The 12802-nt window shown below is 66.2% G+C and carries 10 protein-coding genes; all 10 read left to right on the forward strand.

The features are described 5' to 3' along the window. The first annotated feature begins 235 nt into the window (after nucleotides 1-235). The 10 genes from ACTOWK_RS14540 (at nucleotide 236) to ACTOWK_RS14585 (ending at nucleotide 12768) form a co-directional block, all read left to right on the forward strand. Entirely contained in the window at nucleotides 236-1075 is an 840-nt protein-coding gene (locus tag ACTOWK_RS14540; protein ID WP_441330843.1) for a DUF6689 family protein, read from the forward strand. Nucleotides 1076-1146: 71 nt separating this feature from the next. Next, nucleotides 1147-2049, forward strand: a complete 903-nt coding sequence (locus ACTOWK_RS14545) for an FHA domain-containing protein (protein ID WP_441330844.1) — start codon at nucleotides 1147-1149, stop codon at nucleotides 2047-2049. After that, the gene (locus tag ACTOWK_RS14550) at nucleotides 2046-5375 is read left to right on the forward strand and encodes a protein kinase domain-containing protein (RefSeq protein ID WP_441330845.1); all 3330 of its coding nucleotides are present in this window, start codon (nucleotides 2046-2048) and stop codon (nucleotides 5373-5375) included. Before ACTOWK_RS14545 ends, ACTOWK_RS14550 begins: the two co-directional genes overlap by 4 nt. Beyond that, on the forward strand, nucleotides 5372-6115 hold the full coding sequence (locus ACTOWK_RS14555; protein ID WP_441330846.1) for a sensor histidine kinase: 744 nt from the start codon (nucleotides 5372-5374) through the stop codon (nucleotides 6113-6115). Before ACTOWK_RS14550 ends, ACTOWK_RS14555 begins: the two co-directional genes overlap by 4 nt. A 38-nt stretch (nucleotides 6116-6153) precedes the next feature. Beyond that, nucleotides 6154-6804 carry a response regulator gene (locus ACTOWK_RS14560; protein ID WP_441330847.1) on the forward strand — a complete coding sequence of 217 codons (651 nt, stop codon included), beginning with the start codon at nucleotides 6154-6156 and terminating at the stop codon, nucleotides 6802-6804. A gap of 564 nt (nucleotides 6805-7368) precedes the next feature. Next, on the forward strand, nucleotides 7369-7992 hold the full coding sequence (locus tag ACTOWK_RS14565; protein WP_441330848.1) for a hypothetical protein: 624 nt from the start codon (nucleotides 7369-7371) through the stop codon (nucleotides 7990-7992). Next, nucleotides 7989-9344, forward strand: a complete 1356-nt coding sequence (locus ACTOWK_RS14570) for an XVIPCD domain-containing protein (protein WP_441330849.1) — start codon at nucleotides 7989-7991, stop codon at nucleotides 9342-9344. The genes ACTOWK_RS14565 and ACTOWK_RS14570 overlap by 4 nt, the downstream gene beginning before the upstream one ends. A 760-nt stretch (nucleotides 9345-10104) precedes the next feature. After that, nucleotides 10105-11229, forward strand: coding sequence for a helix-turn-helix domain-containing protein (locus ACTOWK_RS14575; RefSeq protein WP_441330850.1), 1125 nt, complete (start codon nucleotides 10105-10107; stop codon nucleotides 11227-11229). A gap of 70 nt (nucleotides 11230-11299) precedes the next feature. Further along, on the forward strand, nucleotides 11300-12226 hold the full coding sequence (locus ACTOWK_RS14580) for a type 1 glutamine amidotransferase domain-containing protein (RefSeq protein ID WP_441330851.1): 927 nt from the start codon (nucleotides 11300-11302) through the stop codon (nucleotides 12224-12226). A 98-nt stretch (nucleotides 12227-12324) separates the two neighbouring features. Further along, nucleotides 12325-12768, forward strand: coding sequence for a nuclear transport factor 2 family protein (locus ACTOWK_RS14585; protein WP_441330852.1), 444 nt, complete (start codon nucleotides 12325-12327; stop codon nucleotides 12766-12768). Nucleotides 12769-12802 lie beyond the last annotated feature (34 nt).

A 12802-nucleotide genomic window follows, 5' to 3' on the forward strand; every position in this document is an offset into this window, starting at 1 on the left:
GAGGCGTCTTCGGAGTATTCGCAGCGGCCCGGGGCGATCCCATCGGGACTTCCCCCTAACCCCACTGGGGAGAATCCCCCAGCGCATGTCGCGGGCATCCGGGATCGCTTTCGGCGGCGAGTGCGGAAAACCCCCAGTCAGCTTCGCTGGAGGGCGCTGAGGGAAAGTACCTAGAGACACACGTCACATTTCGGTTTAGCCTGCCTTTCCGCGAGGCAGTACGCCGGAGTGAGCGATGGGGAAGTTGGCGTTGGCGTCGAGGCTGCTGGCAGCCGTCGCCCTGTTCGTATCCAGCGCCGTCGCGTCGGCGCAATCGTTGCCGCTCACCGTCAACGCCTCCGGCAACACCGCCACGATCGTGGTCGGCGCGACCGCGCAGCCGGTCGCCGACATCACCCTGACCTTCGACGACGCCAGCGGCCTGCAGGCGTCCAGCCTCGGCATCAGCGCGCAGCTGGTCAGCCTCAGCGACAGCGCCTTGCTCACACGCCTGCCGGATCTCGGCCTGACCCCGCTCGACCCGGCCTTCCCGCTGTTGATCACCATCGAGCCGCCGGCCCTCGGTGGGCTCAGCTTCCACCGCAGCGTGCGGGTCGAGGTGCATACCCATGCGCTGAGCTATAGCGCGGGCAGCTCGTACCGCTTGTTCAAGGCCTCGCTCGGCGGCAACTTCCGCGACATCTCCGACGAAATCGCTCCGGGCAGCGTGCGCGCGCGCGGCACCACCGGCGGTTTCTCGCAGTTCCTGGTGCTGCCCGACCTGCGCGCCACCGGCGACGTGATCGCGCAGAAGATCGCCTGGCTGCGCGCCCGCATCGACCTGTTGCCGCCGACCGAGCAGTCGAGCTTCGACGCCTGGCTCGACACCGTCGCCACCGCGGTCGCCGCCGGCCAATACGCCGATGCGGTCACCGCTTTGGATGCGTTCCGCGCCCGTGCCGTCGCCCGCGCCGGCAGCCCGCTGGCCGACCAGTGGCGCGCCGCCCGCGACCTCGACAACCATGCCGGCGAGTTGATCGCCGGGGCGGCGACGCTGAAGTTCAGCGTCGCCTACCTGCGCGACGTCGGCCAGTAAGCCCTGCGCCTCGTCGGTGGGTCGCGCCGCCGCGCCTGCCTTTCCAGCATCGGCAACGCTAAGATGACCCGATGCAGGCGCGCCTGATCGCTTATCCGCCAGATCACGCCGCCGTCGTCCGGTCGTTGCGGCCCGGCGACGCGCTGAGCATCGGCCGCGCGCCCGATTGCGACCTGGTCATCGCGCACCCTTCGATCTCACGCCGGCACGCCGAACTCAGCGGCGAGGCCGAGGGCTGGCGCCTGCGCGATCTCGGCAGCAAGAACGGCAGCTTCGCCGACGGCCTGGCGGTGGCCGAGCTGGTCATGACCGAACCTTATTGGCTGCGTTTCGGCGACGTCCATTGCGAGTTCGCGCCGCTCAGCGATGCCGAAGTCGCTGCCGGTGAAGAGGGCCGGTCGCTGCGGCGTGCCGCCGCCACCGCGCATACGATGCGGCTGCAAGGCCTGACCCGGCTCGACGACCTGCTCGACGGCAGCTTGCGCGCGGTGCTGGACCTGGCCCAATGCGAACGCGGTTTCGTCCTGCTCCGGGACGGCGACGAGGACCGGGACGGGGGCGGTTATAGGGTGCACAGTAGTCTCGCGCTCGACCCCGGCCGGCTCGGCGCGCGCGAATTCTCCGGCAGCGTCGGCGCAGTGCGGCGGGCCCTGCAGCAACGCCGCGCGGTGGTCGCCAACGACGTCCGCAGCGAAGCCTGGCTGGCGACGCGCGCCTCGGTGGTCGCGGCCGGCATCAATGCGCTGGTGTGCCTGCCGCTGCTCGACGGCGAACAAACCCTCGGCGTGCTGTATGCCGACCGCGTGCGTCCGGGGCCGGCGATCACCACCCTCGACCTGGAACTGCTCGAAGCTTTCGCCGAAGGCGCGGCGGTGTGGATCGCGGTGCGCCGCACCAGCGAATGGCTCGACGCCCAGCCGGCTGCGCCGCAGTGGGAGCGCATCGTCGCCGCCCATCTCGGGGAGGCCGGATGAGCACGGCGGGCGGTTCCGGCCACGACGCGACCGCCACCGGTCTCTACCAGCATGCCGACCTGCCGCCGGGCAGCGTGCTGGCTGGGCGCTTCCGCATCGAATCGATGCTCGGCGTCGGCGGCATGGGCGTGGTCTATCGCGCCACCGACCTGGCCCTGGACATCCAGGTCGCGCTGAAACTGCTGCGCCCGGAACTGATGCACCGCCCGGATGCGTTCGAGCGCTTCCGCCAGGAGCTGCTGTTGGCGCGGCAAGTGTCCAGCGCCCACGTGGTACGCATCCACGATCTCGCGCAGCACGAAGGCCGCTGGCTGATCAGCATGGATTTCGTCGACGGCGAATCGCTCGACCGCCGCCTCGACCGCGACGGGCCGTTCGCCGTCGACAGCGCCTTGCGCATCGCCCGGCAACTCGCCGAAGGCCTCGCCGCCGCACATGCCAAGGGCGTGGTGCATCGCGACCTCAAACCGGCCAACGTGCTGCTGGATGCGCAGGGCAACGCCTACATCAGCGATTTCGGCGTGGCGCGCTCGCTCGCGAGCAGCGGCCTGACCCAGTCCGGTGCGGTGATCGGCACGCCGGATTACTTGTCGCCGGAGCAGGCGCGCGGCGACGCGCTGGATGCGCGCAGCGATTTGTATGCGCTCGGCCTGATCCTCTACGAAATGCTGACCGGCAAGCTGCCGTTCGCCGGCGGCACGGTCAGCGAGGTGCTGGCGCAACGCATGCTGCGCACGCCGCCGCCGGTGACCGACCAGCGTGCGGAACTGCCAGCCTGGATCGCGCGCCTGGTCGACAAGCTGCTGCGGCCGCAGCCGGCGCATCGCTTCAAGGATGCGGCCGCGGTGATCGCCGCGCTCGACGCGAAAGAGGTGGCGCGCGACGGCTACCGCGAAGGCGGTGCTCCGACGCGTGCGCTCTGGCTGGCCGCGGCCGCCGTACTGGCCGTGCTCGCCGGCGCAGGCGCCTGGTGGTGGCAGCACGACAGCGCGCCGGTGCAGGTGGCCTCGGCGCCCCTGGACCGTCTGCTGATCCTGCCGATCCGTTACGCCGGCGACGATGCGCCGGCGCCGCGCATCGTCGGCCTGGGCTCGCATCTGCGCGATGCGCTCGCGGCCATGCCCGGGGTGGCCGTGGTCGATGAAGAACGCACCGTGCAGGCGATGCGGCAACTCGACCCGACCGGCAACGCCACCCCCGATAGCGCGGCGCTGAGCCGGCTCGCGGCGGCGCGGCGGGTGTTGCAGCCGCGCTTGATCGAGCGCGACGGCCGTTGGCGCATCGAGGCCGAACTGCGTGTCGCCGGTGCTCCGGCGCAGACCCTCGCCGGGCCGCTCGCCGCCGACCCAGCCGCGGCCTTGCAGGCGTGGACGGCGAAACCCGACACCGTGCGCGCGCTGATGGTGCCGTCGGCGATCGCGCTCGCCTTGCCCGGCACCGGCACCGGCAAAGCGCTCGATGCCTACGGCGCCGGCTTGCTGGCGCGCCGGCAGGGCCGCTTGAGCGATGCGCTGACCCAGTTCGGCCTCGCCACCTCCGCTGCGCCCGACTACGCCATCGCCTGGCTCGCGCAGGGCGAAGCCGCCCTCGCCATCGGCGAGCAGGATGCGGCCTTCGAAGCGATCGAACGCGGTCAGGCCGTGGCCGGGATCGGCGAACGCCTGCGCCGCCGCCTCGATGCCGAACATGCCTTGCTGCAGGGCGACCCGCCCAAGGCGGTGGCGGCCTGGCGCGAGTGGTTGGCCAAGACCCCGGACGACAGCTACGCCGAACTCAATCTCGCCCGCGGCCTCGGCGCCGGCGGTGATTTCAAGGCCGCCGTCGCCGCCTTGCTGCGGCTCGCCGAGCGCGACGGCGACGACCCGCGGGTGTGGTTCGAACTCGGCAAGTTCTCGATCCTGCAGGGGCAGGCGCGGCGCGCGGTCGACGACTACCTGGTGCGCGCCCTGGTCCTGTTCAAGCGCAGCCGCAACCTCGGCGGCGAAGCCGAAACGGTCAATGCGCTCGGCGTCGGCTACGGCCGCCTCGGCCAGTCGGCCGACGCCGCCGAGCAATACCGCAAGGCGGTGGAACTGCGGCGCGCGCTCGGCAACCGCCGCGGCGTCGCGACCAGCCTGCGCAACCTCGCCAACGTATTAGCGACCACCGGCAAGTTCGACGAGGCCGCCGCCGCGCTGGCGCAGGCGCGCGCGCTGCACGTCGAACTCGACGACCGCGCCGGGCTGGCCGCGGTCGAGAACGAACTCGGCCTGCTCGCCGAAGAACGCGGCGACTATCACGGCGCGCTCGACGCTTTCCGCCGCGCCCTGCAGGCCTGGCGCCAGGTCGAAGACCCGCACGGCACCGCGCAGGCGCTCAACAACATCGGCTTCGCCGACTATCAGCTCGGCTTCTACGACGACGCCCAGCTGTACTGGCAGCAGGCCGCCGAGGCCTACGCCAAACTCGGCGAGCAGACCGGACGCATCCGCACCGAGCAGAACCTCGGCCTGCTCGCGACCGCGCGCGGCGATTGGGACGAGGCGCGCCGTCTGCTGCAACATTCGCTGAGCGCCGCCGAACAGCAGCAGATGTTGGAAGAGGTCGCGGTGAGCCGCCGCAACCTCGCCGAGCTGGAGTTGCTGCAAGGTCATTACGCGGCGGCGATCGCCCAGGCGCGTCAGGCCGGCGACCTGTTCCGGCAACGCGAAGACGCGCGCGGTCAGGTCGATGTCGACCTGCTGCGGGTGCAGGCCCTGATCGAAGCGCATGCCACGACCGATGCGCAGCGCCTGCTCGACGAGCAACGCAAACCGCTCGCGCAGGCGTCCAGCGAACAGCGTGCGATCGCCCATCTGCTGCAGGCGCAGCTGGCCGCGCGCGAGCATCGCGCAGCGCAGGCCGGCCCGGCCCTGCGTCAGGCCCGGCAACTGGCCGAAGCCTCCGGCGTGCGCCAACTGCAGCTGCAGATCGCCCTGGAACAGGCCCGCACCGAGCCCGCCGACGCCTCGCTCGAGCGTGCGACCGCCGCCCTCGGCCACGCCGGCTTGCGGCTTGCCTGGTTGGAACAGGCGATGCAGCGTGCGCTGTCCGCAGGCAACCCGGCTGCGGCCTTAGGCCACTACCGCGAGGCAACACAGCGCTTGCGCGATGGCGACTTCCATCGCGCCCACACCTTGCATCGGCTCGGCGCGAGTGCCTACACCGCGGTCGGCGACGTCGCCGGCGCGCGCAGCGCTCACAACAAGGCCGATGCGGCATTGAGGAGCTTGCGCGACGGACTGCCGCCGGCCTTGCGCAGTGACTTCGACCGCATCGAAATTTCGTCAGGCAAGGCAACGCCATGAACCGGTCCGACCCCACCGAGCCCGACCTGTCGCTGGATCGCATCCGCGATCAATACCGCAGCCTGCTGCAACGCCTGGAAGCCAACGAACGCGAGTTCCGCCGGCTCGGCCGTTCGGTGTGGCGAGTGCAGGAAGACGAACGCCGCCGTCTGGCGCGCGAACTGCACGACGGCATCGGCCAGAACCTGACCGCGCTCAAGCACCGCCTGGTCCAACTCGGCGAGGGATTGTCCGAAGAGCAACGCACGCGCCTGCAGGCGGCGATCGCGCTGTGCGCCGACACGCTCGAAGACACTCGCGAACTGTCGCGCCTGCTGCGTCCGCCGATCCTCGACGACCTCGGCCTGGAACCGGCGCTGCGCTGGCTGGCGCGCAGCCAGAGCGAAGCCAGCGGCATGGACGTCGCGATCGAGATCGAAGCACTGCCGGCGCTCGACGGCGATCTGCAGACCCTGCTGTTCCGCGTCGCCCAGGAAGCGATCAACAACGCGGCCAAACATGCGCAGGCACGCAGTGTGCTTTTGCGCCTCGTCGCGCGCAGCGGCCTGCTGCAATTGCAAGTCGTCGACGACGGCTGCGGCTACGACCCCGATGCGGTCGCCGCGTCCGGCGGCTGCGGCCTCGGCGGCATGCGCGAGCGCCTGCGTCTGTACGACGGCCAGCTCGAAATTCATTCCGTGCCCGGCGAAGGCACGCGCCTGCGCGCGGTGCTGCCGTTGCCGCCCGTCGCCGACGCCTGAGGCTTGACGGCAGCGAAGCCGGCGCGCACCTTGCGGGCATGGCGAGCTTTACTATTCGCGTTCTGATCGCAGACGACCACACTCTCGTGCGCGAGAGCCTCGTCAGCCTGTTGCAGGCCGACGGCGCGATCGAAGTCGTGGCCCAGGCCGCCGATGGCCTGGAGACCGTCGCCCGGGCCATCGCCACCCGTCCCGACATCGTCGTCGCCGACATCTCGATGCCGAGCCTCAACGGCATCGAAGTGGTGCGGCGCCTGCGCGAAGCCCTGCCCGACACCCGCGTGCTGGTGCTGACCATGCACCAGGAAGAAGAGTACGTACTGCAGGCGGTACGCGCCGGCGCTTCCGGTTATCTGGTGAAAGACAGCGCCGCCTCGGAACTGCTTGCCGCCGTGCGCAGCCTGCATGCCGGCCGCAGCTACTTCGGCCCGCAGGCGGCCAAGGCCATGGCCGAACAGATGCGTCACCCCGAGCGCACCGTAGAAGACCCCTATGGCCGGCTGACCCCGCGCGAACGCGAAGTGTTCCATCTGATCGCCGAAGGCCTGACCACCAAAGAGATCGCCCGTAAACTCGACATCAGCGCCAAGACCGCCGAGAACCACCGCGCCCGCGTGCTCGACAAACTCGACGTGCGCAACACCGCCGAGTTGGTGCGCTACGCCCTGCGCAAGGGCTTGCTCGACTGAACATGCTCCGCGGCACACTCGACTGCGTGCTGCCAATTTCGCCTCGCCACTGCCGGCAGCCCAAAGGGTAGGAGCGACGCGAGCCGCGACCGCGCACCTTCAACCTCGCGCCGTAACCCTCAGCACCGCCCAATGTAGGAGCGGCGCAAGCCGCGACCGTGCTACCTCAATCTCGCGGCGCAACCCTCAGTCCCCCCAGGGTAGGAGCGGCGCAAGCCGCGACCGTGATCCCGCCAACCTAGCCTCGTCACTCTGCCGAGCCAACCTGCTTTCCCAGCGTGGCCATTCGTCTACACGCATGCAGCAAATGCCTACAACCGATCGGATTTTTCCTATAGCCGCCCGAAGCGGCCCGCTGCTAGGCTGGGATCTCGATGGCCATTCGTCATCGGCCGCACTACCAGGCATCTTGCAGAGCGACCCGGAAGTCAGGCCGGTAATAGCGGTGCATCGAGTCGACACGAGGAGAAGTCCTTTGCGATATCCCTCAATGGCTATCTGTCTCGTTGGACTGGACGCGGTTACTCATGGAAATAAGGCTGCCATCCGGTCTGGGAAATGATCATGTCAACTTCATATCGATTCGTTCTAAGTCTGGCGGGCGTTCTTCTGGCCAGCGCATGCTCCAGTGACTCCGGCGCCAAGAAGCCCGAGTACAAGAAGAACCCTGATCCGAAACAACGCTACGAGATTGCCGTCGCTCTGGACAGGGCGCCTGGCGCATTCGCCGTCGTAGACGCGACCATGCAGTTCGACATCACCAACATGGATTGCCTTCCGCCAGCCGAGTCGCCGTCGGGTGTCCAAACGACGCCGGCTTCAACCTTTTTGCCGATCGTGCTTGCCAGGATTCCTGATGGTTCCTATAAGGGAAAAGTTGCCCTTGATGGCTTACTCGATGGGGACTATTTCGGCAAGGGTGTCTGCAAGTTCAAGCCTGTTGTTGCCAGCATCATCTTCAAAGCGACTGGGGCCGACGGCGAGACTCGATTCATCGCGAGCATGAACGCCGAAGAGGTTCGTGAATCGAAGAGTAAGACCAACTACTACTGGCGTGGCGGCTATCCGAAAGAAGCCAAGTTGCCGAACTATCCGGACTACGGATACAGCGATCCGATGGAGTTCAAGGAAAGTCTGCGGGCTGAGCTCTTCAGCATAAGTACGGAATCCAAAGTCGCGCAGCCATGAGTATTACGACGCAGCAGTACGCCGATCTGGCCGACGATGCGTATCGGAGTCCGGACCTTAAAGACCCCGAAAGCAGAAGAGCGAAGATCGGAGAAGTCGAGTACGCGATTCTTGCTCATATCGACAAGGATTCCGGCTATCAGGGGACGATCTACCAGCGGCTGGATACCAAGGAAATCGTTGTTGCTCATCGCGGCACCGAGTTCGGCGACCAGCCGATCAAGGATGGCTTGTTGGCTGACGGTGGAATGGTCGCAAATCGTGTTAATCGACAAACGAGCGATGCACTTGGATTCACCCGGCATGCTATGGAAATCGCTGACGCCCAAGGGCTGCGAAGTGGGACAACCCCTCAGGTAACCGTCACAGGCCACTCGCTGGGTGGGTGCCTAGCCCAGATCACTGCGGCAAAGCTGAACTTGAATGGAGAGACCTTCAACCCTTATGGTGCGGTCGGGCTCGGATACAGGATTCATGAAGGGGGCAACCAGATAATCAACCACGTGATGGCTGGTGATTTCGTAAGTGCTGGAAGCCGGCACTTCGGAAAGGTCAAGATGTATGCAGATCCCGTGGAGGTGAACATCCTAAGGGCTGTCGGCTATGAAGACAGTAGTAGCCGGCTTGATGTCCGTAATCCGTTGAAGGCTGCGGCCTACGGAAACGGCTCTCACCGGATGCATCACTTTCTGAATGTGGATGTCAACGGGCGACGAGATCATTCTGTTCTGGGCGACGTCAGGGCAATAGAACTGGCGGAACAGCATCGACCTATGTTCGAGAAGTACAGGAGCGATGTCCTGGCATTGCGCAGTGGCGTTTCGGCCGGAGTTGCATTGTCAGGCGGGGTCCAAGGAGTTGCTGGAGAAATCAGCCGCCGTCTGCCTGACAAGGTGTCAAATCCATTCGAAGACTCGAAGGGAACATTGCCTTCTTTACCAAGCGAAGGGCATCGAGTAAGCGATCCGCACGATTCCGGGCATCCTGACAATGCCATGTATCTGAAGATTCGAGACGGCGTTGGCGCCGTTCGCCAGCAGCAGGGGAGACCCTTCGACGAAGGCTGCGAACGGATTGCCGTCAGCCTGCTCGTAGCGGCGAAGCAGGCCGGCCTGGATCGAGCCGACCATGTAGTGCCCAGTGTCGGTGCCAACCCAGGGGATACCTATTTCGTCGTGCAAGGCGATCTGCGCGACCCGGCGCATAAGCGCGCTCAAGTCTCGATTGCTGCGGCTGAGCAAACACCAGTCGTTGTTTCGTTGCAAAAACTCGAGGTTGAGAATCAGCGCCTGGCGGAGACTGAAAGCCAGAATCAAGAGCAAGCTCGAAGCAACGGCCCACGTATGAGTTGATCAACGCTTGAGTCCAGATTGCCGTTGTGCTTCGCAGCATCGCTAAGATAAGTCGAGCTCAGCTTTCCATTGCATGTGGCGATGCAGTGACGATCTCGGCTGAGGCGATCCTGCAAGAGGGTCAGCGAGCGTTGATCTGGCCGATACCGGACCACAATCGCTCGAATTCCTCCCGACTGATTCGAAACGGCTCGAACTCCGACTGACAAGCCGGCGCGTGGCAGGCCCGGACACATCGGCATCGACCGGTAGCCGAATGAGCGAAATCGGTCGCTCGGCCATTCTCTCCGTTCTGTCCGCCTTCGGCCGTCAGCGGACGTAGCTCTTGTCGGTCGGACGCCCCGTGCCAAGCGTCGATGTCTCGGCGAACGGGCTGGGCCGATCATTCGGCCTACGGCCTCGGACCATCCGAGCCCGACCGACGTCGAACCGGGCTGGGCGGGTGCATCCACCCTGTCGCTGGGAAGTCAGGGGAGGTTCCACGAGAAGCGACAAGCCGCCCGCCCCGTCCGATCCGCCGGGCCAGGTTCGGCCACCGCATCCGGGTGGTCGCGGGTCCACGACCCACTCGCATGCACCGACATGACTGGCCGACAGAAGCTCACGGTTTACCGCGGCGAGGCACAGGAAACGGACTCCGCGGTCGGTGAGCCAGCGGTGCCTAGCCGGAGCAGCGCCCCGCAGGGGTCATGGGCATGTGTACCATTGCGTACCCTCGCCGGGGTGCGTAGGCCGGGCACCGGAGCGAGGTGATGCAGGAATGTTCCGCCTGTTCGCCGCAAGCGCGCGTCGCCATCTCGCCGTGCGGTCGCAACTCGACAAAAACCGACCTTTCGATGCGCCGATCATGTTGAGCCAGCATTTCCTGTTCTTCTTTGCCATGCTCGGCGCCTTCAATGGCATCGGCGCGGCGTCGTTTCTGTGGTGGCGGGCCAAGGGCGAACCCACGCAGCGTTGGCTATCGCTGCTGATCCTGGCGGTCAGTGTGCGAACGGGCAAATCCGTTGCCTTCTATTTTTGGCCCGACATTCCCAAGGCCGTTCTCCAGATCGGCCTGACCGCCTGTTTCATGATCGGGCCCTGCCTGTTCTTTCTGGTCCGTTCAAGCCAGAACGACAGCTCCGGCCCCGGGCGAGCCGACCGCCGGCATATCGCCGGGTTGCTGTCCGTCGCCGCCGCGGTGAACCTGTTGCTGCCCTATGCCGACTACATCGACCTGTGGCGACAAGCGATCACGCCGGCCATCACCTACTCCTGGCTGGGCTATCTCCTGCTTGCGAGCGCACAGGTCTACCTGCATCGCACGCGGCTTTCGGGGACACCCAGCGGCCCGCTGTTGCTGGGGGCGGTGGGCGGCATCTGGTTGATCTGGATCGCCTACTACACCTCCGGCTACACCTCTTACATCGTCGGCGCGCTGTCGTTTACCTTCGTCCTCGCGGCGAGCGTTCTGATCTACCTGCGCCTGCGCTCCGGTCAGGCCCCGATCGAGCCCTATCAGGATCGCCGGATTCCGGAGCCCGAGGCCGCCGTGCAGTTGCAGGCCCTGGCCGAGTTGATGGCGCGCGAGCGCTTGTACCTGGACCCCGCATTGACGCTGCCCCGCCTCGCTCGCCGGCTCGGCGTGCCCCAGACCCGGCTGTCGCAGCTGCTGAACGACAACAACCAGACCTCGTTCAAGCAGTACCTGGCGCAGCTGCGCGTGGGTGAGGCGAAGACGCTGCTGCGACAGCTCCCCCCGAAGCCGCTCGAAGTCGTCGCCGAAGAAGCGGGCTTCCAATCGATGTCGACCTTCTACAGCGCATTCAAAAAGCTCGAGGGGGTCACGCCGGCGGCGTTCCGCGCCAGCAAAACCGACTCCGAAAAGCGATTCCAGCACTCCTGAAGGATATTGCAAGACATTGATCTGAAAGAGATTGGGTAGTGTGCGGGCTCCTCCCCACGAGCTCGCGCTCATGCACCTACCCCGCTTCATCCGGTACCTTCCGATACTCATGCTGTCCGCCTGGCTGGGCGGCGCTTCCAGCGCCCATGCCTTCGCCGGGCCGGCCTTCACAGGGCCGGCCTTCACAGGGCAGGTCGCCGCAGGGCAGGCCCTCGCCGGCCAGGCGGCGGTAGATCGTTCGCCGACCGAGGCGTCTCGCACGGTCCCGTCCGTCGCGAAGACCGGCAGCCGGGAGTCCGCTCGCGGCAGCCAGGGACGCATCCTCTTCATCCTCGCCAGCAGCAAGGTCTACGGGGCATCGGCCCTGCCGGCCAGCATCAGCTTCGGCGAGGTCGTGCATGCCTGGGATACGTTCCAGGCGGCGGGCTATTCGGTCGACTTCGTCTCGCCCGATGGCGGCGCCGTGCCGATCCTCGACACTTATGTCAGCAAGGAGGTGGAGCCCCGTCTGAAGGACGAGCGCGTCATGGACGGGCTGCGGAACACCGTCAAACCCGCCCAGGTCGACCCCGCCCGATACCGCGCCGTGTACTACGTCGGCGGCAGTAATGCCATCTACGGCGTGCCGGAGCATCCGGTCCTGCAGAACATCGCCATGCATGTCTACGAGCGCAACGGCGGGGTGATCTCGGCCGTCTGCCACGGCACGGCTGGAATCGTGAACCTCAAGCTCCCCAACGGCCAGACCTTGGTCGCAGGCAAACGCATCACCGGTTTTCCCGAAGAACACGAAGATCAGGGCGCTGCCTACTTCAAGGAGTTCCCTTTCCTGATCCGGAAAACCGTCGAAACCCGCGGCGGCTCGTTCCATGCGGTCAATGGCGACGGGCCGTACATCGAAGTCGACGACAGGGTGGTGACGGGCCAGAACTACGCGTCCGCGAAGCCCGTGGCGGAAGCCGTGGTCGCCGTGCTTCGCAAACTGGCCGACCGATAGCCAGGTCGCGGCGCGGCTAAAGGCCGACTACCGGAGCACCGACCATCGCCAGGCGAGGTCGGAACATTCTCACGCATTAGATAAAACTCAGGACAACCATGAAAATCTCGATCCGGTCGTTTGTTTTCGCACTCGCTTTCCTCCTCCTTCTTCCTGCGTCCGCCGTGGCGCGAAGCAGCGAGCATGATGCGGTGGATCAAGCCATGAAAAAGATGATGCGCGCCTTCGAAACCGGCGACGCCAATCTGGCTTTCGAAGTGCTCAGAAAGGACGGGGCGGTGCTCGGCTACTCGACCTCCAGAGGCCAGGTGGTCACGCAGACCGCGGAAGAATGGGCGAAGGGGTTCCCAGGCAAGCCGGCCGACGACGAGGCCCAACGCAAGCGCAGCTACGAAATCGTGGATGTGACCGAATACGCTGCGGTCGTCAAAGTGAAGCTGGATTATCCCGCGTGGAAGGGGATCGACTACATGGCGCTGTCGAAGATCGACGGAAAATGGATGATCGTGAGCAAATCGTGGAGCGGCCAACGTAAACCCTGAGCGCCGTAACGCAGCACTCAAGCCCACCGCTTCG

It is taken from the genome of Lysobacter sp. CA196 (assembly GCF_052078695.1).
GTDB lineage: Bacteria > Pseudomonadota > Gammaproteobacteria > Xanthomonadales > Xanthomonadaceae > Lysobacter.

Excerpts from the sequence above, each read along its gene's own strand:
- ACTOWK_RS14540 (WP_441330843.1), top strand. The coding sequence starts at position 236 with ATGGGGAAGTTGGCGTTGGCGTCGAGGCTGCTGGCAGCCGTCGCCCTG.
- ACTOWK_RS14545 (WP_441330844.1), top strand. The coding sequence starts at position 1,147 with ATGCAGGCGCGCCTGATCGCTTATCCGCCAGATCACGCCGCCGTCGTC.
- ACTOWK_RS14550 (WP_441330845.1), top strand. The coding sequence starts at position 2,046 with ATGAGCACGGCGGGCGGTTCCGGCCACGACGCGACCGCCACCGGTCTC.
- ACTOWK_RS14555 (WP_441330846.1), top strand. The coding sequence starts at position 5,372 with ATGAACCGGTCCGACCCCACCGAGCCCGACCTGTCGCTGGATCGCATC.
- ACTOWK_RS14560 (WP_441330847.1), top strand. The coding sequence starts at position 6,154 with ATGGCGAGCTTTACTATTCGCGTTCTGATCGCAGACGACCACACTCTC.
- ACTOWK_RS14565 (WP_441330848.1), top strand. The coding sequence starts at position 7,369 with ATGTCAACTTCATATCGATTCGTTCTAAGTCTGGCGGGCGTTCTTCTG.
- ACTOWK_RS14570 (WP_441330849.1), top strand. The coding sequence starts at position 7,989 with ATGAGTATTACGACGCAGCAGTACGCCGATCTGGCCGACGATGCGTAT.
- ACTOWK_RS14575 (WP_441330850.1), top strand. The coding sequence starts at position 10,105 with ATGTTCCGCCTGTTCGCCGCAAGCGCGCGTCGCCATCTCGCCGTGCGG.
- ACTOWK_RS14580 (WP_441330851.1), top strand. The coding sequence starts at position 11,300 with ATGCACCTACCCCGCTTCATCCGGTACCTTCCGATACTCATGCTGTCC.
- ACTOWK_RS14585 (WP_441330852.1), top strand. The coding sequence starts at position 12,325 with ATGAAAATCTCGATCCGGTCGTTTGTTTTCGCACTCGCTTTCCTCCTC.